General features: G+C 32.6%; 23 protein-coding genes. 14 read left to right on the top strand and 9 right to left on the bottom strand.

The genetic code is table 11. From position 1 onward, the window contains the following. Positions 1-56 precede the first annotated feature (56 nt). The 4 genes from B4N66_RS08500 to B4N66_RS08515 are packed head-to-tail and all read left to right on the top strand — an operon-like array spanning position 57 to position 3,965. On the top strand, positions 57-1,034 hold the full coding sequence (locus B4N66_RS08500; RefSeq protein WP_291093959.1) for a GNAT family N-acetyltransferase: 978 nt from the start codon (positions 57-59) through the stop codon (positions 1,032-1,034). Continuing rightward, complete coding sequence (locus B4N66_RS08505) at positions 1,031-2,119, top strand: DegT/DnrJ/EryC1/StrS family aminotransferase (RefSeq protein WP_291093960.1); 1,089 nt, start codon at positions 1,031-1,033, stop codon at positions 2,117-2,119. The genes B4N66_RS08500 and B4N66_RS08505 overlap by 4 nt, the downstream gene beginning before the upstream one ends. After that, positions 2,119-2,685: an acyltransferase gene (locus B4N66_RS08510; RefSeq protein ID WP_291093961.1), complete on the top strand. Its 567-nt coding sequence runs from the start codon at positions 2,119-2,121 to the stop codon at positions 2,683-2,685. Before B4N66_RS08505 ends, B4N66_RS08510 begins: the two co-directional genes overlap by 1 nt. Next, positions 2,685-3,965, top strand: coding sequence for an O-antigen translocase (locus B4N66_RS08515; RefSeq protein WP_291093962.1), 1,281 nt, complete (start codon positions 2,685-2,687; stop codon positions 3,963-3,965). The genes B4N66_RS08510 and B4N66_RS08515 overlap by 1 nt, the downstream gene beginning before the upstream one ends. Here the strand turns inward: B4N66_RS08515 and B4N66_RS08520 are convergent. Continuing rightward, the gene (locus B4N66_RS08520) at positions 3,962-5,098 is read right to left on the bottom strand and encodes a glycosyltransferase (RefSeq protein WP_291093963.1); all 1,137 of its coding nucleotides are present in this window, start codon (positions 5,096-5,098) and stop codon (positions 3,962-3,964) included. The genes B4N66_RS08515 and B4N66_RS08520 overlap by 4 nt on opposite strands. A 37-nt stretch (positions 5,099-5,135) precedes the next feature. Between B4N66_RS08520 and B4N66_RS08525 the strand changes: the two genes are divergently transcribed. After that, positions 5,136-6,230: a glycosyltransferase gene (locus B4N66_RS08525; RefSeq protein WP_291093964.1), complete on the top strand. Its 1,095-nt coding sequence runs from the start codon at positions 5,136-5,138 to the stop codon at positions 6,228-6,230. Positions 6,231-6,233: 3 nt separating this feature from the next. Beyond that, the gene (locus tag B4N66_RS08530) at positions 6,234-6,626 is read left to right on the top strand and encodes a sugar 3,4-ketoisomerase (protein WP_291093965.1); all 393 of its coding nucleotides are present in this window, start codon (positions 6,234-6,236) and stop codon (positions 6,624-6,626) included. Here the strand turns inward: B4N66_RS08530 and B4N66_RS08535 are convergent. The 3 genes from B4N66_RS08535 to B4N66_RS08545 are packed head-to-tail and all read right to left on the bottom strand — an operon-like array spanning position 6,623 to position 9,193. Next, complete coding sequence (locus B4N66_RS08535; RefSeq protein ID WP_291093966.1) at positions 6,623-7,570, bottom strand: glycosyltransferase family 2 protein; 948 nt, start codon at positions 7,568-7,570, stop codon at positions 6,623-6,625. The two genes, B4N66_RS08530 and B4N66_RS08535, sit on opposite strands and share 4 nt — an antisense overlap. A gap of 4 nt (positions 7,571-7,574) precedes the next feature. Further along, positions 7,575-8,456 carry a glycosyltransferase family 2 protein gene (locus B4N66_RS08540; protein ID WP_291093967.1) on the bottom strand — a complete coding sequence of 294 codons (882 nt, stop codon included), beginning with the start codon at positions 8,454-8,456 and terminating at the stop codon, positions 7,575-7,577. 2 nt (positions 8,457-8,458) lie between these two features. Then, positions 8,459-9,193, bottom strand: coding sequence for a glycosyltransferase family 2 protein (locus B4N66_RS08545; protein ID WP_291093968.1), 735 nt, complete (start codon positions 9,191-9,193; stop codon positions 8,459-8,461). 92 nt (positions 9,194-9,285) lie between these two features. On the opposite strand from B4N66_RS08545, the gene B4N66_RS08550 reads away from it, so the two are divergent. Continuing rightward, positions 9,286-10,533, top strand: coding sequence for a hypothetical protein (locus B4N66_RS08550; protein WP_291093969.1), 1,248 nt, complete (start codon positions 9,286-9,288; stop codon positions 10,531-10,533). Here B4N66_RS08550 and B4N66_RS08555 read toward each other — a convergent pair. After that, on the bottom strand, positions 10,502-11,185 hold the full coding sequence (locus tag B4N66_RS08555) for a cell division ATP-binding protein FtsE (protein WP_291093970.1): 684 nt from the start codon (positions 11,183-11,185) through the stop codon (positions 10,502-10,504). The genes B4N66_RS08550 and B4N66_RS08555 overlap by 32 nt on opposite strands. 210 nt (positions 11,186-11,395) lie before the next feature. On the opposite strand from B4N66_RS08555, the gene B4N66_RS08560 reads away from it, so the two are divergent. From B4N66_RS08560 to asnB, 4 genes are all read left to right on the top strand, one after another. Further along, positions 11,396-14,410 carry a tetratricopeptide repeat protein gene (locus B4N66_RS08560; protein WP_291093971.1) on the top strand — a complete coding sequence of 1,005 codons (3,015 nt, stop codon included), beginning with the start codon at positions 11,396-11,398 and terminating at the stop codon, positions 14,408-14,410. A 25-nt stretch (positions 14,411-14,435) separates the two neighbouring features. Continuing rightward, entirely contained in the window at positions 14,436-16,202 is a 1,767-nt protein-coding gene (locus tag B4N66_RS08565; RefSeq protein ID WP_291093972.1) for a TonB-dependent receptor, read from the top strand. Between the two features lie 108 nt (positions 16,203-16,310). Next, positions 16,311-16,754, top strand: a complete 444-nt coding sequence (locus B4N66_RS08570; RefSeq protein ID WP_291093975.1) for a hypothetical protein — start codon at positions 16,311-16,313, stop codon at positions 16,752-16,754. Between the two features lie 175 nt (positions 16,755-16,929). Then, on the top strand, positions 16,930-18,546 hold the full coding sequence (gene asnB, locus B4N66_RS08575) for an asparagine synthase B (RefSeq protein ID WP_291093976.1): 1,617 nt from the start codon (positions 16,930-16,932) through the stop codon (positions 18,544-18,546). 303 nt (positions 18,547-18,849) lie between these two features. Here the strand turns inward: asnB and B4N66_RS08580 are convergent, their stop codons facing one another. Then, positions 18,850-19,269, bottom strand: a complete 420-nt coding sequence (locus tag B4N66_RS08580; RefSeq protein WP_291093978.1) for a hypothetical protein — start codon at positions 19,267-19,269, stop codon at positions 18,850-18,852. Between the two features lie 620 nt (positions 19,270-19,889). On the opposite strand from B4N66_RS08580, the gene B4N66_RS08585 reads away from it, so the two are divergent. Together B4N66_RS08585 and B4N66_RS08590 are read left to right on the top strand one after the other, a co-directional pair. After that, positions 19,890-20,183 carry a hypothetical protein gene (locus B4N66_RS08585; RefSeq protein WP_291093979.1) on the top strand — a complete coding sequence of 98 codons (294 nt, stop codon included), beginning with the start codon at positions 19,890-19,892 and terminating at the stop codon, positions 20,181-20,183. 11 nt (positions 20,184-20,194) lie between these two features. Continuing rightward, entirely contained in the window at positions 20,195-20,488 is a 294-nt protein-coding gene (locus B4N66_RS08590; RefSeq protein WP_291093981.1) for a hypothetical protein, read from the top strand. A 145-nt stretch (positions 20,489-20,633) separates the two neighbouring features. Here B4N66_RS08590 and B4N66_RS08595 read toward each other — a convergent pair whose 3' ends face one another. Next, positions 20,634-21,035, bottom strand: a complete 402-nt coding sequence (locus B4N66_RS08595; RefSeq protein WP_291093982.1) for an energy transducer TonB — start codon at positions 21,033-21,035, stop codon at positions 20,634-20,636. A gap of 314 nt (positions 21,036-21,349) precedes the next feature. Continuing rightward, positions 21,350-23,953, bottom strand: a complete 2,604-nt coding sequence (gene clpB / locus B4N66_RS08600) for an ATP-dependent chaperone ClpB (protein WP_291093984.1) — start codon at positions 23,951-23,953, stop codon at positions 21,350-21,352. A gap of 164 nt (positions 23,954-24,117) precedes the next feature. Here clpB and ytxJ point away from each other — a divergent pair, with 164 nt between their 5' ends. Then, entirely contained in the window at positions 24,118-24,504 is a 387-nt protein-coding gene (ytxJ, locus tag B4N66_RS08605) for a bacillithiol system redox-active protein YtxJ (RefSeq protein WP_291093985.1), read from the top strand. 3 nt (positions 24,505-24,507) lie between these two features. Here the strand turns inward: ytxJ and B4N66_RS08610 are convergent, their stop codons facing one another. Beyond that, the gene (locus tag B4N66_RS08610; RefSeq protein WP_291093986.1) at positions 24,508-25,689 is read right to left on the bottom strand and encodes a hypothetical protein; all 1,182 of its coding nucleotides are present in this window, start codon (positions 25,687-25,689) and stop codon (positions 24,508-24,510) included. Positions 25,690-25,866: the final 177 nt, after the last annotated feature.

Genomic DNA, 25,866 nt, shown 5'->3' on the forward strand with positions numbered 1-25,866 from the left:
ATAGAATTTTAAAGATACTATTTTTATTGATTAAGATAAACAATTAACAACATTTCGTGCAAAATTATACCGTAAGAAAATATACTTCAGAAGATTATTTAAAATGGAATGATTTTATCAATCAAGCCAAAAATGCAACTTTTTTGTTTCATCGTGATTTTATGGAATACCATCAAGATCGATTTGAAGATTATTCATTAATTATTGAACAAGAAAACAATTGGGTTGCAATTTTACCGGCAAATAGAGTAGGTGATGAGGTTTTTTCGCATCAGGGTTTAACCTATGGCGGTTTAGTTTTTAAAGAAGATTTGAAGTTAGAAAAAGTAATTTTTGTTTTTAAATCACTTGCAAAAAAACTTTATGAAGAAGAAGTTAATAAATTGATTTTAAAAGAAATACCTGTTGTTTATTGTGATTTTTTTTCTGATGAAATAAAGTATGCTTTATTTTTAACAGAAGCAAAATTGATAAAAAGAGACACACTTGCTGTTATTGATTTGTCAAAAGAAATACTGATAGCAAAAAATAGAATAGAAGGTGTAAAAAAAGGTTTAAAAAATCAATTGATAGTTAAAGAGGAAGATGATTTGTCATTGTTTTGGAATACTATTTTAATTCCGAATTTAATGAATAAACACAATGCTAAACCGGTTCATACTTTAGAAGAAATTATGTTTTTAAAACAGAAGTTTCCAATAAACATAAGACAGTTCAACGTTTATAAAGAAAATGAACTAATTGGAGGAACAACAATTTTTGAAAGTAAAAATGTTGCTCATTCTCAATATATTTCTGCCAACTCGCTTAAAAATGAATATGGAACATTGGATTATCTTCATCATTATTTGATAACAGATGTGTTTAAAAATAAAAAGTTTTTTGATTTTGGAATTTCTAATGAAGAGCAAGGCAGAAAATTGAATGGCGGACTTTCATACTGGAAAGAAAGTTTTGGTGCTCAAATTTTAACCCAAGATTTTTATGAAGTTCAAACTAAAAATTTTTCCAAATTAGAGGGAGTGATTATATGATAAAATTTTTCGATTTAAAAAAAGTTAACCAGCCTTACGAAAAAGCTTTCCATGAAAAGTTAGAACAATTCATGCAGCGAGGTTGGTATATTTTAGGTGATGAAGTTAAATTATTTGAAGAAAATTTTGCAAACTATTGTCAGTCAAAACATTGTATTGGTGTAGGAAACGGACTTGATGCATTAGTTTTGATTTTCAAAGCCTACATCGAATTAGGAAAATTGCAAAAAGGAGACGAAGTGATTATTCCGGCTAATACATACATCGCCAGTGTTTTATCGATTTTACAAGCCGATTTAGTTCCTATTTTAGTAGAACCAAAGTTAGAAACCTTCAATTTAAATCCGAATTTAATAGTTGAAAAAATTACTTCCAAAACAAAAGCTATTTTAGTTGTTCATTTATACGGACAATTAGCTGAAATGGATAAAATTGATGCGATTGCAAAGCAAAATAATCTGTTAATCATTCAAGATGCCGCTCAGTCACACGGAGTTCATATTCCATCTCCAATCGCTCATCACCCTTCTGCTTACAGCTTTTATCCTTCCAAAAATTTAGGTTGTTTAGGCGATGGTGGAGCGGTAGTTACAAATGATCATGAATTAAGTCGGGTGATTAAAGCGATGAGAAATTACGGCTCTGAAAAAAAATATGTGAATGATTTTATTGGGATTAATTCTCGTTTGGATGAAATTCAAGCCGCTTTTTTGAATGTAAAATTGGACGATTTAGATCAGGATAATCAAAAGCGAAGAGAAATTGCTAATCGTTATTTGACTGAAATTAGGAATGATAAAATTGTGTTACCTTTTTATGATGGTTCAGCCAATCATGTGTTTCATTTATTTGTAATTCGTACAGAAAACAGAAATGAATTACAAGAATATTTAAACGAAAAAGGAATTGAAACGATGATTCATTATCCAATTCCACCACATCAACAAAAGGCGTTGGCAGCATTTAGTTCGTTATCTTTCCCAATCACAGAAAAAATTCATCGTGAAGTGTTGAGTTTGCCGATGAGTCCGGTGCTGACGAGAGAGGAAGTGAGTCATGTAATTCAAGTAATAAATCGTTATTAATGGGAATATTCTATAAAATAAAGCAATTACTATTTGTGGAACTTCGAATTATGAAGTTCAAAATTTTATCTGACTGTAAAAGGACAATAGGAAAACCTATGCTTTATCATCCATTATTGCTCAAAGGAAAAGGAACTATTCAATTTGGTCAAAAAGTTCAAATCGGAGTTATTGCTTCACCAAACTACTACTCACATTATACTTATCTAGAGGCTAGAAATGAAAAAAGCAGCATTCAAATAGGTGACAATGTTTCTATAAATAATGCATTTTCTGCTGTTGCTTTTTCAAAAATTGAAATAAAAAACAACGTTTTGATTGGAAGTAATTGTACGATTATGGATAATGATGCTCATCATTTGGATAGAGATAAACGTCATATTTTACCTAATTCTAAAGAAGTTATAATCGAAGAAAATGTGTTTATCGGTTCCAATGTGACAATTCTAAAAGGTGTGACAATAGGTGAAAATAGCATAATAGGAAACGGATCAATTGTGACAAATTCTATCCCTAAAAATGTAATTGCGGCCGGCAATCCGGCTCGTGTTATCAAAGATTTATAGTGCTGAATTTTATAAAAAAAAATACGCTGTTAAAAGTACTTTCCCTGAACTCTCTTTCAGTGATTGTAAATTTTATTTTAGGAATTGTTTCTTTAAAAGTAATATCCGTTTATTTAGGTACGCCAGGAATGGCTCTAACAGGAAGTTTTAGGAATTTCACGACTCTTTTTAAATCGTTATCAACAAATGGTTTTTCTCAATCGCTAATTAGATTATTTGTAGAAAATAAACAGGATAAAAAAGAGGTTTCTACTGTAGTATCAACTTTCTTTTGGCTTTATGTTTTGTTGTCGGTTTTTTTTGGAGTTTTAATCATATCATTTTCCGAAATGATTGGTTCTTTTGTATTGCGGGATAATCAATATAGTTTATACATTAAAATTTTTGGGCTTATTCTGCCATTTTTTGCTTTGCAATCGTTTATGTCTTCTGTGTTTAACGGATTATTGTGGTTTAAAAAAATTGTATTTCTACAAATTATTTCTTCCATTTTAGTTTTTATTACCACCGTTTTATTGATCTATTATCAAAGGATTGAAGGAGCACTCTTATCCATAGCTTTAGCTGACTTTATTCTTTTTTTAATCGTATTATTTGTTGCTTTTCAAAATAAAACTTTTTTACAATTCGACATACAAAAGATTATATCAAAAAAGTATTTAAAAGTAATTCGTAATTTTTCAGCGATGGCACTTTTAAGCGGAATAATTGTGCCTTTAAATTTTATATTAATTCGTAATCTCATCATAGATACTCATTCAGTTCAGGAAGCCGGGATATGGGATGCTGTAAGCAGAATATCAGGCTTTTACATGTTATTTTTTACGACAGGATTTTCATTTTATTACATTCCAAAATTATCATCAATCCAAACACAATCGGAATTTAAAGTTGAGTTAAAAAATTATTTTAAAACAGTCATACCAATTTTTACACTTCTTGTTATCGTGTTTTTTTTCTTTAAAAGTTTAATTATCCAAATTGCTTTAACCCAGGAGTTTCAAGAAGTAAAAACACTTTTATTTTGGCAGTTGGCGGGAGATTTTTTCAAACTTTTAACTTTGGCTTTTGGGTATCAAATTCTGGTTAAAACAATGATGAAAAAATACTTTACAGTTGAATTATTCTATAACATTGCTTTTTTTGTTTTTTCCTTTATTTTAGTGAAAGAGCTTTCCGCATCAGGAGTTGTTCGAGCATATTTAATTGCTAATTTTTTGAATTTTATCCTTGTGGTATTTATGTTTAGAAAAACAATATTTACATCAGAAAAACACTAATCCATCCAAACTTTCAAATATTTTTCAGCAATCTTTACATAATCATGTTCCTTTTCAATAAAATTCCTCGCATTTTTTCCAATTTTAATGATTTCGTGCGGATTTTCGATTAAAAATGATAATTCTTTTACCAATTCATTCAAATCAGGTAAAGCATTAATCGCGACTCGCTCTTTTAACTGATAGAAATCAAGAAATTCTTGTTCAGCACCAGTGAATACTACTTTTCCTTTCGCCATTGCTTCAAGAGCATTATAACCTTGATCATAGGCATAAACTTGGTCCAGAACAATGTGAGATTGGTCTAAAATTGTTGAATATTCGTGATAAGGTAGGTTTTCTACTTTAATTACTTTTACTCTATTAGAATAAGTTTTTTCAATACTTTCCAACGCTTTTTCAAATAAATCAAGTCCTTTTCGTTGATAACTATGACGATTAATACCTAAAAAAATGATAATTCTATCTTTAATAAGTAATTCATTAAAAACTATCTTTTTCGTGTTAATAGGGTTTGAAATTAAACCCAAAAATTTTGAATTTCCTTCTAACGGAATAGCATAATCCATATCACTAGCAATGACACCTTCGATGTTTTTATATAAAAAATGATTTAATTTTAAGTGACTTTTAGAAAGGTATTCAAACATGAAATGATAAATATTGCTTCTGTTTTCTGACTCAAAATAGGGTGTAAGGGTTGAATACTTAAATTTTTTATCGACCATATATTGCATACAAACCGCATCAGTTCCACAGGAAAGCAAAAACAACTTTTTGTTTTGTTGTATAATTTTTTTTAGCAGAAAGATTTCAAATCCAGATGTAGTTTTGATAGCAGATTCGTTGATAAGTTGCACTACATCAAAGTCTTTTAATTTCTTTAATAAAAAATAAAAACGAATTCCACGTTCTGTTTTTGCAAAATCATACTTAAAAAGACGATGAATTAATCTTCTGAAATAAACAACTGGTTTACTTTTGCTAAACTTAGCATCAATAGAAAAATCAACAGGATAGTCTTTAAAATCATCTCCATCGCCCACAATTACTAATTCATGACCAAGTTGAACGAGTCCTTCTTTCAAAGAATTATGTAATCTGCTGTATTCGCCAAGCAACAGTATTCGCATGAATCAATTATATTTGTATTTAAATAAATAAAATCTTGTGCAAGATAAGAAAACTAAAGTTTGTTTAATAGGAACTAGTTTGTCCGGTGGTGGAGCCAATAAAAATCAGGCTTTGATTTCAAAAATGTTTCATCAACATGGTTTTGAAACCCATAATGTTATTGTCGTTAATTCAATTTCATTTGATTATGGAGGAGAACTTTTTAATTTGGGTTTACATAAATCCAATGGAATCTTGAACAGAATCAAACGTTTTTACTTATTACGAGATTATATAAAGAAGCATAAATTTGATTTCATCATAGATTTTAGAGACAGAAGCAAAATTTTACAGGAATTTTTTGTACTAAATTTTATTTATACAGTTCCCTATATTCCTACAATAAGGAGTTTTTATTTAGAATATTATATTCCAAAAAATAAACTTTTAGGTTCTCTTATTTTTAAAAATGCTTACGGAATAGTAACGGTTTCAAAAGCTTTAGAAGTAAAAGTAAAAGAAGACTATAATTATAAAAATGTTCAAACAATTTTAAATCCCTTAGATTTAGAACAAATTAATAGATTATCAAAAGAAAGTATTTCTATTGATGGAAATTTTGTAATTGCAGCCGGAAGAATGGATTCTGATGAACATTTAAAACAATTTGACCGCTTGATTGAAACCTATTCGAAATCAAAATTACCTGAATGGAATATAAAATTAGTTTTATTGGGAGATGGAACAGATAAAAGCAGATTAGAAATTCTTGCAAATGAATATAATGTATCTGAAAATGTTTTGTTTGAAGGATTTCAGAAAAATCCCTATGCCTACTTTAGCAAAGCGAGATATTTAGTTTTATCCAGCAAAAATGAAGGTTTTCCAACTGTTTTAAACGAAGCTTTAGCTTGTGGAACACCAGTTGTTTCATTTGATTGCGAATCGGGTCCAAATGAAATTATTGAGCATGAAATCAATGGATTGTTGGTCGAAAATCAAAATTTTGAAGCCCTTAAAAATGCGATGGAGCGAATGATTTCAGATAAAGAATTGTATTCAAACTGTAAAAAAAATGCTCAAAATAAAAAAGATTTGCATTCCTTTGAAAAAACAATGGAACATTGGAAAACGTTTTTAAAAGCAGAATAAATAATGAATAGTAAATTAATTAAAATTCCTAAAATTGAAGATACGCGTGGTAATCTTTCGGTTATTGAAAACGATTTAATTCCTTTTGAAATCAAACGCGTTTACTATTTATATGATGTACCGGCAGGAGCAGAGCGAGGTGGACATGCTCATAAAGAACAAAAAGAATTTCTTGTTGCCCTCAGCGGAAGTTTTGATGTGATTTTAAATGACGGGCAATCAGAAAAGGTAATTGCTTTAAACAAACCCTATGAAGGGTTATTAATCAATGAAGGTATTTGGCGAGAACTTAAAAACTTTTCATCCGGTTCTGTTTGTTTGGTAATAGCTTCTGAAGTATTTGAAGAAGCAGATTACATTAGAGATTTTAATGAATTCTTAGCTTCAAAAAATTAGCGATAAGCATTGGTTTGAATATTAAAATGTTCCAATTTCTTTTTGAAATAGTATAAAATTTGTAAAAGAAAAGAGGGTAAATTAAACAATAATTTTGTTTTCCAATGCAAATTTTCTTTTGAGATGGCTTTTTTATAAAAGTGAAATGATTTTAAATCCCCAGCCAATTTGTGTTTCAAAGCAAATTCTGAACGATATAAATCCAAATATTTTTTTAGTGAAGAATTTGTTTTTTCTTCGTTTGAAAATTTATCTAATTTAGAAAATCGTCGTTCAAGCGTTTTGCTCAACGAAATTCGGTTTTCTGTCGTCATTTGATAATAGGCAGAAACTTCATTGTCAAAAGCAACAGGATAGTTCAATGCAATTCGTATCCACATATCCGTATCTTCGCCTGCTCCTAAGGTGATGTTTTCATCAAAATAACCAAGTGATTGAAAAACATCTTTTCTAACCGCTACGGCACTGGTCCATGCCAAACGGAATTTCATACTTGCTTTAAAAAAATCGGGAACAATTCCACTCCATTTTTCAGTTGGAATTCCATCAAAAACAGGCTGAATTATTTTTTTATCCGAATAATAAAATTGATAATTGGTGGCTAATAATCCGGCTTCAGGAAAATTTTTATATAATTGATGCAATGATGACAGATGAGTTGGAAACCAATAATCATCCGCATCTAAAAAAGCAATTAGCTTTCCTTTTGATTCGCTTATTCCTAAATTTCTTGCTTGTGAAACACCTTTGTTTTCGGTAGAAATCAATCGTAAACGTGCATCTGATAAAGCATTTACTTTTTCTTCACTTTTATCAGTAGAACCATCATTAATCACAATCACTTCATAATCTGTAAACGACTGATTAAAAACACTTTTCAATGTTTTTTCAATCGAATTTTCTTTGTTGTAAAGCGGAACAATTATGGAAAAAAAAGGTTGCATTTATTTATTTTACTGAGCAAATATAACCTAAACGATATAAATCAAAATAGAATAGATTCGGGTTTTTACTCAAAATGTTTCTTTTTAAAAATTGCTCAAAAATGTTGAAAATAATTTTTGTTGCAAGAATTAATCTGTATTTTTTAATTTTTTTATAATGGGATAGCAATGGATTCAATTGCTCAATGTCTATTTTATCTGCTAAAAGTCTCTTTCTGGAAACAACACTTTGTAACGATTTTTCGAAAAAGACTTCATTGGTTTCTAATCCAAGATGGAAAATGGAATTATCAATATGATGAATAGAAATTTTTCTTAAAAAAAGTTGATAGGCAAAGTAGATGTCCATGCCATAGAACTTCTCTTTTTCATCATAATTTAATTCTAAAAACAACTTTTTCTGAATCATCATATTACCTGAAAAAACGTATTGATATGGCTTTTTAGATCTAAATTCTGGTGATTTTTCTTCTCTTTCTTTGCCGTATTTATAACGTAATGTTGTTGGTGACTCCGGTTGTTTTTTTTCATATTTATAGCCACCAAAAATTACAGCGTTTGTCTCATTTATGGAACTAATATAATTTTTTATAAAGTTTTCAGTTTCCGGAATAACATCGGCATCTAAAAATAAAACCCAATCAAATTTAGCTTTTTCGGCCAGAATTTGTCTGGTTTTTGTTCTTCCAAAATTCGTTTCATTTTCACTATAAAAACAATGAGTTAATTTTTTAATTTTTGGATTTTCAAGTTGAAATTGGTTTACCGAATTATCATCCAAACAAATAATTTCAAACTCAATGCTACAATTCATACATTGTTGATGAATGTTTTGAACAAGTTCAAAAACAGTGTTGTTATATATTGGAATGAGAATGGATAACATAGTTATATTTTAAATAAACCATACTTAAAAATACACCAAATTGCTCTAAAACCATCTTTCCAACTGATTTTTTTTCCTTCTTCATACGTTCTTCCATAATAGGATATTCCTACTTCATAAATTCGAATACGCTTTACACGTGCTATTTTTTGGGTAACTTCAGGCTCAAAACCAAATCGTTTCTCTTTTAGATTAATTGATTTCAAAATCTGTGCATCAAATAATTTATAGCAGGTTTCCATATCTGTCAAATTCAAATTGCTAAACATATTTGAGAGAAACGTTAAAAATCGATTACCAATTGTGTGCCAAAAAAACAAAATTCGATGAGGTTTCCCACCCATAAAACGAGAACCATAAACCACATCGGCATGCCCTTCTAAAATAGGTTTTAGCAAAATGTTGTATTCATTCGGGTCATATTCCAAGTCGGCATCCTGAATGATAATATAATCTCCGGTAGCTTTTGCTATTCCGGTGTGAATAGCGGCTCCCTTTCCTTTATTAAAATCATGTTTGTAATAGAGAATGATAGTGTCCGGATTCGCAGATTGATAACTAAGCAAAGCATTTTCTGTATCATCAGTAGAAGCATCATTTACGACGATGATTTCTTTTAAAATGTTATCGGACAATTCAACTAGCTTAACTTTATTCAAAATTAAATGAATCGTTTGAGCTTCGTTGTAAGCCGGAATAATAATTGATAATTTTTTTGGACTGCTTTTGTTTTCCATAGAATTGAAAATAATGTCCTATTTTTGACTATTATTTTTGATTGAGCAATTTAGCTTTTTTCAACAAATAGTAAACTTATTTATTAAAATTTATGACACTTTTTTTTAAAAAGTACCCTTATCAATTGCTTTTAATTTTTGTTGGTATAATCTGGCTGCTCATTTTATGTGGTTTATTAGATATTCATCTGCAAAAGATAATTTTTCCTGATGCAGGAAATTATAATGAATCTGCTACTAATTTGTATTGGCATTTACGTGGACATTGTTATAGACCACTATTGATGGCCTCCATTTACGGATTTCCTTTACTATTTGGAGCTTCGGATACAGATTTGTACGGCATTGCAACTTATATTAATATAGTTTTATGGTTGATTTTAATTGTGTTAATGTTTGAAATAATACAGCATTATGTTTCAAAAAAAATAGCATTTTGGCTTTCGTTGTTATTTGTTTTTTCTGTTGGAATTACATTATTTAACTTTCATTTGTTAGCCGAAATTCCTTTTCTTTTTTTTCTGATTTCAAGTTTTTATTTTCTACAAAAATATAGTCAAACTAAAGTTGTAAAATGGCTGGTTATAGCTTTGTCAATTCTTGTTTTGAGTATGTTGATTAAGCCGGGGAGTAAGTTTTTTGCCATTCTATTACTAATTTATTTTAGCAAAATACTTGTCTTACATTACAAACAAAAAGTGATGATTTTCCTTTATGTATCCATTCTGCTTTGTCTTACACAAGCGGCTGGATTAAAATATCAATTTGGTGATTTTACAATTAGTTATATTGATAATGTAACCTTTCACAACTATTTATTTTCTAAAGCAGATTGCTATCGAAAAGGAGTAGAATATACACAGATAGATAATCCGAGAGCGGAATATTTATTCACGAAAAAAGTGCATGAACAAAAGAAAATAGCAAAAGAAGATATTTTAGAACAGATTCAGAATAATAAAATCAATATAGTAAAGGCTTATTTTCATAATTTCACTTGGAATTCTTTATCCGGAAATATTATAATTAATTCATATTCAAATGTTTTAAATGATTCGAATTTTCCAAAAATACAAAGTAGTTTATACTGGATTTCAAAGTACCAAAACAGAATGATGACGGTTTTAGGAATTGTTTTGAGTTTATTTACCCTAATAAAATATTACAGAAAAGATGTGTTTTTATTTTTCACTGCTCTTTTAGTAATTTATATCATCGGAATATCAGGAATTTCAAGCGATCAAGGTGATCGTTTCCATATCATTACCTATCCGTTTACGCTAGTTTTGTTAGCCAATTATTTAAAATCTAAACCGTTCTTTGCACCACTTCAAAAATAGTGCTGTCTTCACATTTCAATGTTTTCGATGGAAATTTCATAATCAAGGCATAATCATGCGTGCACATAATAATCGTTTTACCGTTTTGATTGATTTTTCGTAATACTTCCATAACTTCTACACTAGTTTGCGGATCAAGGTTTCCTGTCGGCTCATCGGCTAAAATTAATTCAGGATCGTTTAACAAAGCTCTTGCAATGGCTACTCGTTGTTGTTCACCACCCGAAAGTTGGTGTGGCATTTTGTGAAGCATGGATTTCATACCTACTTTTTCCATCACTTCATCAATCTTTTGTTTCATTTCGGCTTTTTCAATCCAACCGGTTGCTTTTAGAACAAATTCAAGGTTGTCAAAAATACTTCTGTCCGGTAACAATTTAAAATCCTGAAAAACAATCCCGATTTTTCGTCGCAGATACGGAATATCTTTTTCTTTTAATTTGGCTAAATCAAAATCTACAATCGAACCTTCGCCTTCTGTTAATGGTAAATCAGCATAAAGCGTTTTCATAAAACTACTTTTCCCGGAACCGGTTTTTCCAATAACATATATAAAATCTCCACGGTTTACTTCCAAAGAGACATTTTTTAAAATCATGTTTTGTTCCTGAAAAATATTGACGTTTTTTAAAGAAGCGATTGTATTCGACATAAATTATAATTTAAGTGGTAAAAGTACTAAGTTAACGATGGTTTTCAAAATTTTATTTTACTTCATGCATAAACTTCAACTTTCAAACTAGTAATTCGCAACCGGCAACTTTAAGAATTGTTTAAAACCTTGTTCATAATAAACACAACCATTACCTCGTTACTACACAAAGCAAACCCTAAATTTGTAAATTAAACAAAACTGAATCCCATGCAAAAGAAAAATTGGTTTATTTTCCTATTTTGGATAACGGTAAATTTCACTGCTTTAGCCCAAAAAACAGAAATTTATACTCATGACTTAAAAGAGTATAATCGTGCCATTGAATTATACAAAGAAAAACAATATCAATCGGCTCAAATTATTTTCAAGAAAGTCAGTGAAGAAAAGGCTAATGACGAAGTGCAATCAGATTGTGCTTACTACATCGCCAATTGTGCCATTCGCCTTAATCAACCGAATGCCGATTTGTTAATGGAGAAATTCGTAGCGGATTATCCAACCAGTTCCAAACACAATCAAGCCTTTATTGAAGTAGCTCATTATTATTTTGATGAAGGAAAATTTCCGCAAGCATTGCAATGGTTTGAAAAAGTAGATGAAAGCAATCTGACAGCCGGTGAACGTGAACGATTTAATTTCCAAAAGGGATATGCCAATTTTACCGGAGGAAAGAAAAAAGAAGCGACCAGTTATTTCAATAAAGTTGTCAATTCTAAAGAATACGGCTCGCAAGCAAAATATTATTTAGGGTACATGTCATATGAAAAAGACGATTATAAAGTAGCCAACGAATATTTTGAGCAAGTAGAAGGTGAGCAGAAGTACAAAGAAAAAATGTCCTACTATCAAGCAGACATGAACTTTAAACTCGGGAATTTTCAAAAAGCAATCGATTTAGGAATTGCTGCGATGGCAAAAAGTGATGCCATGGAAAAATCAGAGTTAAACAAAATTATCGGCGAAAGTTATTTCAATTTGAAACAATATGATAATGCCATTCCTTACCTAAAAAATTACAAAGGAAAAAAAGGAAAGTGGAGTAATACCGATTATTATCTTTTCGGATATTCCTACTACAAACAAGGTGATTATGAAAATGCGATTAATCAATTCAATAAAATTATCAACGGAAATGATGGTGTTGCTCAAAATGCCTACTATCATTTAGGAGAAAGTTATTTAAAAACAGACAAAAAGCAACAAGCGTTGAATGCGTTTAAAAATGCGTCGGAAATGGAATTTGATTTAAAAATTCAAGAAGATGCTTTTTTAAATTATGCTAAATTGAGTTACGAAATCGGAAATTCATACCAAACTATTCCTGGTGTTTTGTCAGCTTTTTTGGAAAAATACCCAAACAATCCAAACAAATTAGAAGTAGAAAATTTGTTGATTAATTCATTCATTACTTCAAAAAATTACAGAGGAGCGTTAGAATTAATTGAAAAAAGTAAAAATTTCTCGAACAAAGCGGCTTATCAAAAAGTTACTTTTTATAGAGGTTTGGAATTATATACCGATGGTGATTTTACAGAAGCCATGAAAATGTTTAAAAAATCAATTGCCGAACCAAGAGATGCAAAATTCACCGCTCGTGCCACTTTCTGGAAAGGTGAAACAGAGTATGTGTTGGATAATTTTGCTGATGCAATGCTTACATTCAAACAATTTACTGGTTTTGCGGAAGCTAAATCAACTCCGGAATACAAAAACATCAATTACAACATTGGTTATACGCACTTCAAGTTGAAAGAATACGATCAAGCGGCAACCTATTTTCAAAACCATATTGATGCTGTAAAAGATGATAAAGTTCGTTTGAACGACAGTTATTTGCGAATGGGTGATAGTCATTTTGTATCTGCAAAATATTGGCCGGCAATGGAAGCTTACAACAAAGCCATTGAAATGAAAGGTGTTGATGCCGATTATGCCGCTTATCAAAAAGCATTGAGCTACGGATTTGTAAACAGAAATGACAAGAAAATTGAAGATTTGAATTTATTCCTAAAAAATTATCCAAAATCACAATACCGTGATGATGTTTTGTTTGAATTAGGAAACACTTATACCAACAATAACAAATCAGATTTAGCTCTTAAAACGTATGATCAGTTAATTAGTGAATTCAAAAATGGTTCGTTTGCAGCGAAAGCTATTTTGCGTCAGGGATTGATTTATTACAACGATAATAAACCGCAATTGGCCATTACAAAACTGAAAAAAGTAGCTGCAGAATACCCAAGAACTCCGGAATCGTTAGAAGCGGTGAACACGGCTCGTCAAATTTATGTAGATACCGGAAATGTAAATGAATATGCCGATTGGGTAAAAACACTTGATTATGTTGAAGTTTCCGATGCCGATTTAGACAATACTTCGTATGAATCCGCAGAAAAACAATATTTGCAAAACAACCCAAAAGGAGCAATTACCGGATTTAGTAATTATGTAACTCGTTTTCCAAACGGAATTCATTCGCTGAAAGCTAATTTCTATTTAGCTCAATTGTACTTTGCAGATGGTTTAGAAAATAATGCCATTCCACATTATGAATTTGTAGCTTCCAAACCAAGAAGTGAATTCACCGAACAAAGTTTAGCTCGTTTAACAGAAATTCATTTAAAGAAAAAAGATTATGCTAAAGCCATTCCGGCCCTAAAACGCTTGGAAACAGAAGCCGATTTCCCTCAAAACATCACTTTTGCACAATCTAATTTGATGAAATCGTATTATGAGCAAAAAGACTATACCAATGCGGTTTTGTATGCCGATAAAGTGTTAGCCAATCCAAAAGTAGATGACAGAATCAAAAGTGATGCTCAAATGATTGTAGCTCGTTCTGCCATTAAAACCAATGATGAAGCGAAAGCAAAAGCAGCTTATGTCAAATTACAAACCATTGCAAAAGGTGAATTGGCTGCCGAGGCTTTATATTATGATGCTTATTTTAAAAATAAAGAAGGTAAATATGAACCATCAAACGTTGTTATCCAAAAATTAGCAAAAGACTATTCGGGTTACAAATATTTTAGTGCAAAAGGATTGACATTAATGGCTAAGAATTTTTACGCTTTAAACGACAGCTTCCAAGCAACTTACATTTTAGAAAGTGTGATTAAAAATTTCACCGATTATTCGGATGTAGTGGAAGAAGCTCAAAAAGAATTAGATGCTATTAAAGCAGAAGAATCAAAACGTAATTCATCCATTCAAAACTAAATTGAGACCACAAAAAATAAACAGTATGAAGATTTCAAATCGATATAAATTAACAATTGCAGGTTTACTTTTAATAAGCCAAATTGGATTTGCTCAAAAGAAAGACGAGAACATCGGAACCGAAGTGGTAAACGTTGTTAAGCCTTATTCTGCAACCATTTCAGATGCGTTTAAAGTGAAAGAAACACCATCCTTAGACGATGATGATAACTCTAAAAAAGAAACAATTCAATACAACATTTTTTCTTTTCCGGTAGCTTCTACATTCACACCGGCCAAAGGAAAAGCAGCGGGTGTTGATAAGCCTAAAAAAGAGAAATTATTCAGCAATTATGCCACGTTAGGTTTTGGAAATTATGGTAGAATTATTGGCGAATTATTCGTAACAGAACAATTGAGCCGTTCGGATTATGTGGGTGGAATGTTGCGTCACCACTCTTCGCAAGGAGGAATTGAAGAAGCGATTTTAGATGATAAATTCTACAACACCTCTTTGGATTTAACGTATGGAAGTCAGCAACGGAATTTCAATTGGAATGCCGATTTAGGTTATCAACACCAAATTTATAATTGGTACGGAATTGATCAAGCCTATTTCAACAGAGACGAAGCTTTTTATGTGGCAATCGATCCATCACACACCTATCATAACTTTTATTTAGGTGGAAAAATTGGTTTTGAAGACAGTTTTTTCACTGGAGCCAGTTTAAAATACAATCGTTTTTGGGATAATTACGGATCGGCCGAAAATCGTTTTTTGGTAAAGCCTTCGTTTGAATTTGATATCATGGATGCTGCCGTTAAAACCAATGTAATCGTAGATTATGTTTCCGGAAGTTTCGAACGCAATTATTTTAATTTGAATGAAATTAAATATGGTTTCACCAATTTCGGATTGAATCCTTCCATTTCTTTAACGCAGGATGATTGGGCTTTTGATGTGGGTGTTTCATTGTTTTACAGTGCCGATTTAGAACATAGCGAAAGTAAGTTTTTTATCTATCCAAACATCACAGCTTCCTATAAATTAGTAGGCGATTTGATGATTTTTTATGCCGGAGCCGATGGAAATTTACAACAAAATTCTTATCGTGATTTCACCAATGAAAATCCATTTTTATCACCAACATTATATATAGGTCCAACCAGCAAACCTTATGATGTTTTTGCAGGCTTAAAAGGTAAATTAGCCGGAAATGTAAGTTATAATGTGCGTGGTTCATACATGCAAGAAAACGATAAGGCTCTGTTTAGAAATAATGCGTTTCCGTTGGCTGTAGATCCTGCTTTACCAAATAATGTTGAACCTTATGCTTTTGGAAACTCGTTTGATGTGGTGTATGATGATGTAAAAACATTGAGCTTTTTTGGAGAAGTAAAAGCTGATTTGTCTAAAAATATTTCAGCCGGAATCAATGGAACTTTCAGAAGCCTTTCTGCAAAAGATGAAGCAGAGGTATGGAATTTACCGTCCATCACTTTTGGAGCCAATGTAGATGCGATCATTACTGAAAAATGGTATGCGGGATTGAATTTATTCTTTGTTGGAGAAAGAAAAGACCAAGTTATTGCACCGGATATTTTGAATGATCCTGCTTTTTATGCTTTCACAACTAAAACCTTAGACAGTTATTTTGATGTGAATGCTAACGTAGGTTATAAATACAACGAACGTTTGACCTTGTTTTTAAGAGGAAACAACTTGTTCAATCAATCGTATGAAAAGTGGATGAATTTCCCGGCACAACAAATTCAAGTGGTTTTGGGAGCGAATTATAAATTTGATTTTTAATTTTTTCTTAACCACCAAATACAGAAAGATTTTCACAAAGTCCGCAAAGTTTTATCGAACCTTGCGGACTTTTTTAAACTCAGCAACTCAGCAACTCAGCAACTCTAAATGAAACAAAAAATAATTCAACACTATTCCAACTTTATCCAAACCAAAATCGATTCACTTCGGCAAATGATTGCTGATTTAACCGAAGATGCAAAAAACGATGCCAAGGGTTCAGCAGGCGATAAACACGAAACGACTCTGTCAATGATGCATTTGGAACAAGAAAAGTTGAATCAAAAGTTAAAAGAATTTTTAGAAGCCAAAGCTATTTTTGAGTCGATTGATTTTGAAAAAAACAATACAAAAGTTTCTCTTGGAAGTTTAGTTTTAGCCAATGATGTTTATTTTTTAATTTCAGTCAGTTTGCCAAAAGTTGAACTAGAAGAGAAGACTATTTTTGCCATATCTCCACAAGCTCCGTTAGCCCAAAAATTAATCGGAAGGGATTTAGGTGATTCAATTGAAGTAAATCAGCTGAATTATACAATCAATGACTTGGAATGATTTTTAGATTTTTAAAGTTTTCAATATAATTCAATTGCTTTTAGTTTCATATTTTGTGTTTATTCGTTTTTTAAGTTTTAATTTATAACTAAATTATCAATTTGTGTTTACATAAATAAACATATTTATCATTTTTGCTTCATCAAATAAAGTATAATTAGAAAAGCAAAATAGTATGTGTGGAATTTTAGCCATTATAGGAAAAGGAAAAGACGAATCATTAGTTCAAGAATTGTCTAAAAGAATGTCGCATCGCGGTCCGGACGAAAGTGATATACACATCACCGAAAACGGTCATTTTTTAGCTCACGAACGTTTGTCTATCGTTGATTTGCATACCGGAAAACAACCTATTCAAGGAACATCATCCGCTTGGATGATTCACAATGGCGAAATTTACAATCATCAAAAATTAAGAGACGGAATTTTAAAAGACCACAAATTCAGAACTACATCTGATTCGGAAGTAATTGTGCATTTGTATGAAAAATTCGGTTACGATTTTTGTGATATGCTCGACGGAATGTTTGCTTTCGTAGTAATTGACGGCGACGATTATATTGCCGGCCGCGATCCACTCGGAATAAAACCGCTTTATTACGGTATAGATGAAAGAGGAAGAATGTTTTTTGCTTCCGAAATGAAAGCGATTGCCGATCAATGTAAAACATTTTCAACCTTTCCTCCGGGACATTATTATACACAAGAAACAGGTTTTGTAAAATACTATCAACCAAAATGGGAAGATGAAACGTTGGCGGTTGAAGAACTAGATTTAAAAGCCATTCGTGAAACCTTATCCGAAGGAGTTCGTAAGCGTTTGATGAGCGATGTGCCAATCGGAGTGTTGCTTTCCGGTGGATTAGATTCGTCGTTAACGTCTTCCATCGCTTCTCGTTACATGAAAGAGATGGGCAAAACCCTGCATTCTTTTTCAATTGGTTTAGATGCCGAAGCACCTGATGCCAAAGCAGCCCGAAAAGTAGCGGAGTTTTTAGGAACACAACATCACGAAATTCATTTTACCATCGAACAAGGAATTGAAATTTTAGATAAATTGATTTGGCATTTGGAAACGTATGATGTCACCTCCGTTCGTGCGAGTACGCCAATGTACTTTTTGTCAAAAGCGATTACCGATATGGGAATAAAAGTAGTTCTTTCAGGAGAAGGGGCCGATGAAATTTTTGGAGGTTATTTATATTTTAGAAATGCTCCAAGTGTAGAAGATTTCCAGAAAGAAACGATTGAACGTGTGCAAAAGCTATTTACAGCCGATTTACTGCGTGCAGACAAATCGACGATGGCTCACGGACTTGAAGCAAGAGTTCCGTTTTTAGATAAAGCATTTTTGGAATTAGCGATTAAAGTGAAACCGGAAGAAAAAATGCCATCAACGTATGACGGAATTGAAAAATATATTCTTCGTAAAGCATTTGACACACCGGAACAACCGTATTTACCGGAGGAAGTATTGTGGCGTCAAAAAGAGCAATTTTCAGATGGAGTAGGGTATAACTGGATTGATACATTAATCGACTATTGTTCAAGTCAAGTTACTGAGGAGGAGTTTGAAAAAGCGGCAGAACTATATCCGTACAACACACCCATTACAAAAGAAGCATTCTTTTACAGAAGAATTTTTCATAAACATTTTCCACAAGTAGCGGCAGCTCAAACGGTTCGAAAATGGATTCCGAAATGGCAAGAAAACCAAGATCCAAGCGGAAGAGCGAATGCCGCTCACGTAAAAGCAGATACCTCAATTGCTAAAATGGATTTACCGGTATAACAATATTTATGATTGAAGTTTAGTTTGTTTGTTAAAGGCGTTCTCGTTGTGGGGAACGCTTTTTTTTTTGGTTTTTTTTCTGCAAATTAATGATTCTGCGGTTTTCTGTATCATTTCGTCGATAGTAGAACCGAGCGGTAGCGAACAGACAAAGCAAATCACATCACGATTGATATTTTATTAGTTACTTTATGAGATTTCTCGTGCCTCGAAATGACAAGGCTAAGGGTTTGTAGTCAAGTTTTAAAATCAAAACTGTGAAGTCGGTAGACATCGTTGAGCGGAGAAATTCACCAACAGTTTTTAATTTTGCTTAATATCATAAGTTGCTGAATATAAAAGATTTTTATTTTCTTTTTTAAATTCTTCAAAAGCTGTTTTGTACCATTTTGAATCCGTAGAAACTCCCCCGTAATCTTCGACACTTTTCACATCGTACATTTCTCCATCTAACCAAGGTTCAATTCCAAAAATACCTACACCGAGTTTTTCAATTCTATTAATAACAATTTCAAAGTCAGATTCAGAAAAATAGTAAATCGATTCTACATCAAAACCATCATTCCTATTTTTAAGATTAGTAAAGATATTTGTGGTCAAATAGTCAGCTTTATTTTTAATTTGACTATATTTTTGAATATCTAATTTAGCTTTTTTGCTATATTTTCTGATATAATATACACCAATGAAAACAGCGATTAAAAGTAAGATGAGTTGAGTCATTTTTTATGAATCTTTAGTTATCTAATAATTATTCCAGACCAAAATAACATTAAATTATAACATATCAATCACTACAAAAATAATTTTACTAAAAGTTGGGTAGGTGATAAAAGATGTTTGATAACAGTAAATTTCTTCCTAGCACCGCACCCGCGTGAAGGATTGAAGTGGAAAGCCCACAGAGAGGAGGCACGACGAACGAGGACTTGTAACGGAAAGCCTGACCCGGAGCTTGTCGGAGGGGCACGCCCCATTAAAAATTAGTTTAAAAGTTTCAGGTTTCAGGTTTTAGGTCGGGAGTTGTTCAAAAGAAAATGTTCTCCAAACGAATCCGTTTCAATCCATTATAGCTAAGCTATCAAATCCGTGAAGATCTGTTTCATCTGTCTAATCCATGTTCCATTTAAAAGCGAAGCAATTTTAAAGGTTTCAAGTTTGAAATTTTTGTTTCAGGTTTCAAGTTTTAGGTTGGATTAAGAGTAGAAAATGGAGTAATTTTCTTGAATTTTCATTATTCATTAGAAAATAATTAAAAAAATATTAATAAAAATGTTGTTATTTAAATTTTTATGTTAAATTTGAGTCCCCTTAAATCTATTATTAACCTAAATTGACTATTTATGGCTACTGTTTACGAATCCATCGAAAACGAGAAAATTTCTTCTCTCGTGTTCCCTAAGTCCGATGTTTTGAGTAGAAATGAAGCAATTCTTCAACGGCTCTCTGAGTTGAAAATGGCCTTAACATTCGGTAATCTTGATTATTTTAAAATTAAAATTTATTTTGAAGACAATCAGTCCAAGAAGGTTGTGGAAGCAAAAGTATGTGGTGTTACGAAAAACCGCGTGATTTTGACCCAAGGTATTGGTATTCCGATTAATAGAATTTATAGGACGTTTAAGTTTTATAATTAATAATCCTATTTATGATAGAAACTGCTACCACTTTCTTTGAGCCTATCGAGAAAGAGACGATTCAATTATTACATTTTCCGCAGGAGGATGTTTTGGAAGACAAACAATTAAAAAGAACCAGAATTGCCGGTCTTTCACGAGCGTTGGCACTTGGCAATTTAGAACACATTAAGACCAAAATTTACTTTGAAGATGAGTTGTTTAAACGTGTAGTAGAAACTACCGTTTGGGGAATTACAGACGATAAAGTGATTTTGAAACAAGGAACTATTATACCGATAAACAGAATCTATTATTCGCAATAGATCTCTAGTTAGTTTGTTAAGTTGAAACACCAACTGTGCCGGTTGGTGTTTTTTTTGTGGCTTTTTGACACGAATTTCACGAATTAGTACGAATTTTTAAACATTCAATTCGTGTTAATTCGTGAAATTCGTGTCAAATTTTTTATTAATTAATGGTGTAAACGTATTGGCAACGCACTTGCTTTTTATCTTTGACGGCGGGATACCAAGGTTCGTCGAACTTGGTGAATACTTTGATGGTTTGTGCTTTATAATGAGCTGAGATAGAATTTAATACTTGGATGTCGGAGATGGTTCCGTCAATTTCTACTATAAAACTACATACAATTTTGGGAACCAATGGTTCTTTGATGTCTTGTTTTAGGTTTCGTGCGATGAAACGTTGCATGGCATTTTCGCCATACATTAATTTGGGTTTTACATCTACTTCGCTTTCCAGATATACTTTTTCACCGGAAACGGTATGGTTTAATTTTTTGGCATACTCCGCATTGGTTTGTGCAAAGGATGTGAGTGTAAATACTAATAGACAGATTAATGATTTCATACAGGTTATTTAATGAATATAAAACTCAATTTTCGTGATAAAAGTATATAATTGCTGTGAATATTTTCATAAAAAAAAAGCACCAATCCGGAAACGGATTGGTGCTTTCAACCTAACTAATCAATATGAAAAAACTACTTACTTTTAAAAATTATATTTAGCTTTATTTATTTTGAACCACATAGAAACATAGGTTTTTGTTACTTGTAAAAACGTTTCACTCAATTTGAGAAAAGCATAGCTATGTGAAACCAATAATTGGTCTATCCGACACTTTTCCCTATGTATCTATGTGGTTAAGTATAAAAACTCTTTTATTTTACTAACTCACTTTGGTTTCTAAAAACCAATTCGTTATTGAAACTGTCGAGCAAAATGATGCTATCGGTTTTTACAGTGCCGCTCAAAATTTCTTTTGATAATTTGTTTAATACTTCGCGTTGAATCACTCGTTTCACCGGTCTGGCTCCAAATTGAGGATCATAGCCTTTCTTCGCTAAATAATCAATTGCTTCCGGAGTGGCATCCATTGTGATGTTTTGCTGAGCTAACATTTTGGTGACACTTTTTAACTGCAAACCAACGATTTCTCGAATGTTTGCATTGGATAATGGTGTGAACATTACGATTTCATCAATTCGATTGATAAATTCAGGACGAACAGTTTGTTTTAATAAACCTAAAACTTCCACTTTGGCGGCTTCAGTTGCGGCTTCAATTCCACCGGAGAGATTTTCAAATTTCTCTTGAATAATATGACTTCCCATATTCGACGTCATAATGATAATGGTGTTTTTAAAATCGGCAACACGACCTTTGTTATCGGTTAATCGGCCTTCATCCAACACTTGTAAAAGTATGTTGAAGGTGTCGGGATGAGCTTTTTCAATTTCGTCCAACAATACAACAGAATACGGTTTGCGACGCACGGCTTCGGTCAATTGACCACCTTCATCATAACCCACATATCCCGGAGGAGCACCTACTAATCGGCTCACGGCGTGACGTTCTTGGTATTCGCTCATATCGATTCGGGTCATCGCATTTTCGTCATCAAATAAATATTCGGCTAACGCTTTGGCTAATTCGGTTTTTCCGACTCCAGTTGTTCCCAAGAAAAGAAACGTTCCGATAGGTTTTTTCATATCCTGCAATCCGGCACGACTTCTGCGAACAGCATCACTAATGGCTTCGATGGCTTCTTCCTGACCAACGACACGGTGGTGTAATTCGTCTTCTAATTTTAATAATTTATCGCGTTCGCCTTGCAGCATTTTGGTCACGGGAATGCCGGTCCATTTGGCTACAACTTCGGCAATATCTTCACGGGTTACTTCTTCTTTGATTAACGAAGTTCCGGACTGATTTTCTTGCAATTGAATTTGCAATTTGTCTAAACGTTCTTGAGCTTCTTTGATTTTTCCGTAACGGATTTCGGCTACTTTTCCGTAATCGCCTTCGCGTTCGGCACGTTCGGCTTCTAACTTGAAGTTTTCAATTTCAATTTTGACGTTTTGGATGTTATCAACTACTTCTTTTTCCGATTTCCATTTAGCAAAAATCTCATTGCGTTCTTCTTTTAAATTGGCTAATTCCAGTCCTAATATTTTCAGTTTTGCTTCGTCATTTTCGCGTTTGATGGCTTCGATTTCAATTTCCAATTGCATGATTTTTCGATCCAAAACATCCAATTCTTCGGGTTTTGAATTGATTTCCATTCGCAATTTAGAAGCAGCTTCGTCCATTAAATCGATGGCTTTGTCCGGCAAAAATCGGTTGGAAATATAGCGTTGCGATAATTCAACTGCTGCGATAATCGCTTCGTCTTTGATTCGCACTTTATGATGCGTTTCATACTTTTCTTTAATTCCACGTAAAATTGAAATCGCACTTTCAGTATCCGGTTCATCCACCATAATTTTTTGAAAACGTCGTTCGAGAGCTTTGTCTTTTTCAAAATATTTTTGGTATTCGTCTAAAGTCGTTGCACCAATTGCACGCAATTCGCCACGAGCCAATGCAGGTTTTAAAATGTTGGCAGCATCCATTGCACCTTCGCCACCTCCTGCACCCACTAAGGTGTGAATTTCATCAATGAATAAGACAATGTCGCCTTCGGCAGCAATGACTTCTTTGACAACTGATTTTAAGCGTTCTTCAAATTCACCTTTGTATTTTGCACCGGCGATTAACGAACCCATATCTAACGAAAAAACGATTTTGTCTTTCAGGTTTTCGGGAACGTCGCCATCTACAATTCGGTGGGCTAAACCTTCGGCAATGGCAGTTTTACCAACACCGGGTTCACCCACTAACATGGGGTTATTTTTGGTTCGGCGAGATAGAATTTGTAGCACTCTGCGGATTTCTTCATCACGACCAATTACGGGATCGAGTTTGCCGGTTTTGGCTAATTCGTTGAGGTTTTTGGCGTATTTATTCAACGCGTTATAGGTTTCTTCGGCTGAAGCAGAAGTTACGCGTTCGCCTTTTCGTAGTTCTGAAATGGCGGCTTCTAAACCTTTTTCGGTTACACCTTGGTCTTTTAAAATCTGAGCGACTTTACTTTTGGATTTGAAAATAGCTAATAGTAAATGTTCAATCGAAACATATTCATCATTCATTTTTTTGGCAATGATGGATGCTTCATTCAACATCGTTCCGGCCTCTCTGGAAAGCATAATTTCGCCACCGGAAACTTTTGGAAAACTTTGAATTGTACTATCTAAGATTTGGGAGAACAAGTTGACATTCACATTCATTTTTTTCAAAATAAACGGAGCAACGTTTTCATCTACTTCTAAAATTCCTTTAAAAATATGTTCGTTTTCCAGTTGTTGCTGACCAAAACCTTGTGCAATTTGCTGAGCTTGTTGCAAAGCTTCTTGCGATTTAATGGTTAAATTTTTTAAATTCATTTGTTTTATTTTTATGTTTTTAAGACAAGTAAATGCCTAGTATTTCGGTATCTTTGTAGAGGTTTAGTCAACTACTATTCCAAATCTAAAACTAAGACAAAATGACTGATTTTTGAGTGAAATCGCATCAAAAGCAAGTCAAAATGTCTTGAAACACGTCAAAAATGAGTTTTTTTACTAATTTATTCGGGAATTCAGAGGAGGGAAATTTATCCAAAGTAGGATGGAGGATGCTAACCGATTTGGGTCAGCTTAATGAACTAATCGAATTATCCCATCAACAACCGGTTTTAATTTTTAAACACAGCACGCGATGCAGCATCAGTCGCTTTGCGTTGAAAAACTTTGAAAACGAATATGATTTTTCAGAAGAAGAATTGCAACCGTATTTTTTAGATTTACTAGAATACAGAAACATTTCAAACGAAATTGCCAATCGGTTTAATGTGATGCATCAATCACCACAAATCCTTCTAATTAAAGACGGAAAATGTGTTTATGATGAATCACACGATGGGATTGAGGTTGCGGGATTGAAAGAGTTTGTTTAGGAATTATCGTCTAATTCTATTCCTCGAAATAATATCCTTCAACTTCATTTTCAAATCCTCACCAGTATCATAAACCATTTGTTCGTTACTCGGAAACGGAACCGCTCTTCGTCCAAAATACGAAATAAATTGTTCGTCAAAAGCTCTTCGGTCACCACGAACGGTGGCATAAATATGTTCAAAAATAAACTCACTCGCTAATGGATAAGCATTAATTAACTGATTAGTATTAAAATCAATATAATCCACTTTTGCCGTCACTTGACACGCTTTGAATTGCGTAAATTGATAGGCAGTTCCTTTCACAGTAATAAATTTATCTACTTTTATTGCGTTGCCTAAACTATCACGAACGATATTTCCATTCGCGTCCACCAAGTTTTTCACACCGTCTTTAATCTGTTTTTCTTGTGTAACTTCTTTTTCGCGAATTTGTTCGGGTGAAATATTAATTTGCCTAAAATTCAAAATAATTCCGAAATCATACACAATTCCTTGCTGTCTGTTGCTGTGATAAACCGTCCATTTATCGTTTAAACCATACGTACTAAAATCCAATAAATCATTTTGCAAACGAACCGGAATCATCACATTTGTCTCGTTTTTCGTGTAAACGTGCACAAAATCAGTTCCTTTAAAACGAGCTTCTTCCAACAAACTGTTCACATCTTTAAAGCCCGGATTAATCTGATTCAAATAAGTTAAATCATCCACAATAGCTCTGGCTTGCAGTTTATTAGCGGTTTTTAATTCGTTTTTTGAAGTAGTATATAAATAATTCGACAAGGCATTTTTGCTATTTACAATCTCAGTCGAATAATTCTCCATCGGAAAAATCGCATCCCTACCTTCGTTGATTAATTTCAGCGGAAGTAAGGGTCTAATCAACTCTTGTCGATTATTTAATGATATATAAGTATTGAAAATTTTCTCCAAATTGACAGGATTTGCATCTTGAGACCATGTTTCAATATTTCGCAAATCACGCTCTTTTGCTTTAGCGAATGCCTCTTCCAATAGGTAAACATAATCTTGTTTTCCTTTAGCATTTTTATTACCACGTAAACCTCTCACCGCCGATTCAATAGCACCGTCATAATCGCCCGAAGTCAATCTGTTAGTCGTTTGCTTCACACCACACGAAGCCAAAATAAGAAATACAAGCAAAAAAGTAATTTTTTTCATCTGTTAAAATTTTAGCAAATATATTTATTTTTTTGAAGCTAATCCGGCTTTCCGTTCCAAGCTTTTTTGTCTTGTTGTTTTTTTCTAAACCAAAAAAAGAGCTTCCTTTGGTCGCTTTTTTTTCCCAAGAAAAAATACAACAAGACTGCAAAAGGCTTTTCACTTCAATCCGGGCTA

The organism is Flavobacterium sp. UBA2787, assembly GCA_002352205.1.
Taxonomy (GTDB): Bacteria; Bacteroidota; Bacteroidia; order Flavobacteriales; family Flavobacteriaceae; genus Flavobacterium.

Excerpts from the sequence above, each read along its gene's own strand:
- B4N66_RS08505 (WP_291093960.1), top strand. The coding sequence starts at position 1,031 with ATGATAAAATTTTTCGATTTAAAAAAAGTTAACCAGCCTTACGAAAAA.
- B4N66_RS08510 (WP_291093961.1), top strand. The coding sequence starts at position 2,119 with ATGGGAATATTCTATAAAATAAAGCAATTACTATTTGTGGAACTTCGA.
- B4N66_RS08520 (WP_291093963.1), bottom strand. The coding sequence starts at position 5,098 with ATGCGAATACTGTTGCTTGGCGAATACAGCAGATTACATAATTCTTTG.
- B4N66_RS08530 (WP_291093965.1), top strand. The coding sequence starts at position 6,234 with ATGAATAGTAAATTAATTAAAATTCCTAAAATTGAAGATACGCGTGGT.
- B4N66_RS08535 (WP_291093966.1), bottom strand. The coding sequence starts at position 7,570 with ATGCAACCTTTTTTTTCCATAATTGTTCCGCTTTACAACAAAGAAAAT.
- B4N66_RS08540 (WP_291093967.1), bottom strand. The coding sequence starts at position 8,456 with ATGTTATCCATTCTCATTCCAATATATAACAACACTGTTTTTGAACTT.
- B4N66_RS08545 (WP_291093968.1), bottom strand. The coding sequence starts at position 9,193 with ATGGAAAACAAAAGCAGTCCAAAAAAATTATCAATTATTATTCCGGCT.
- B4N66_RS08550 (WP_291093969.1), top strand. The coding sequence starts at position 9,286 with ATGACACTTTTTTTTAAAAAGTACCCTTATCAATTGCTTTTAATTTTT.
- B4N66_RS08555 (WP_291093970.1), bottom strand. The coding sequence starts at position 11,185 with ATGTCGAATACAATCGCTTCTTTAAAAAACGTCAATATTTTTCAGGAA.
- B4N66_RS08560 (WP_291093971.1), top strand. The coding sequence starts at position 11,396 with ATGCAAAAGAAAAATTGGTTTATTTTCCTATTTTGGATAACGGTAAAT.
- B4N66_RS08565 (WP_291093972.1), top strand. The coding sequence starts at position 14,436 with ATGAAGATTTCAAATCGATATAAATTAACAATTGCAGGTTTACTTTTA.
- B4N66_RS08570 (WP_291093975.1), top strand. The coding sequence starts at position 16,311 with ATGAAACAAAAAATAATTCAACACTATTCCAACTTTATCCAAACCAAA.
- asnB (WP_291093976.1), top strand. The coding sequence starts at position 16,930 with ATGTGTGGAATTTTAGCCATTATAGGAAAAGGAAAAGACGAATCATTA.
- B4N66_RS08580 (WP_291093978.1), bottom strand. The coding sequence starts at position 19,269 with ATGACTCAACTCATCTTACTTTTAATCGCTGTTTTCATTGGTGTATAT.
- B4N66_RS08585 (WP_291093979.1), top strand. The coding sequence starts at position 19,890 with ATGGCTACTGTTTACGAATCCATCGAAAACGAGAAAATTTCTTCTCTC.
- B4N66_RS08590 (WP_291093981.1), top strand. The coding sequence starts at position 20,195 with ATGATAGAAACTGCTACCACTTTCTTTGAGCCTATCGAGAAAGAGACG.
- B4N66_RS08595 (WP_291093982.1), bottom strand. The coding sequence starts at position 21,035 with ATGAAATCATTAATCTGTCTATTAGTATTTACACTCACATCCTTTGCA.
- clpB (WP_291093984.1), bottom strand. The coding sequence starts at position 23,953 with ATGAATTTAAAAAATTTAACCATTAAATCGCAAGAAGCTTTGCAACAA.
- ytxJ (WP_291093985.1), top strand. The coding sequence starts at position 24,118 with ATGAGTTTTTTTACTAATTTATTCGGGAATTCAGAGGAGGGAAATTTA.
- B4N66_RS08610 (WP_291093986.1), bottom strand. The coding sequence starts at position 25,689 with ATGAAAAAAATTACTTTTTTGCTTGTATTTCTTATTTTGGCTTCGTGT.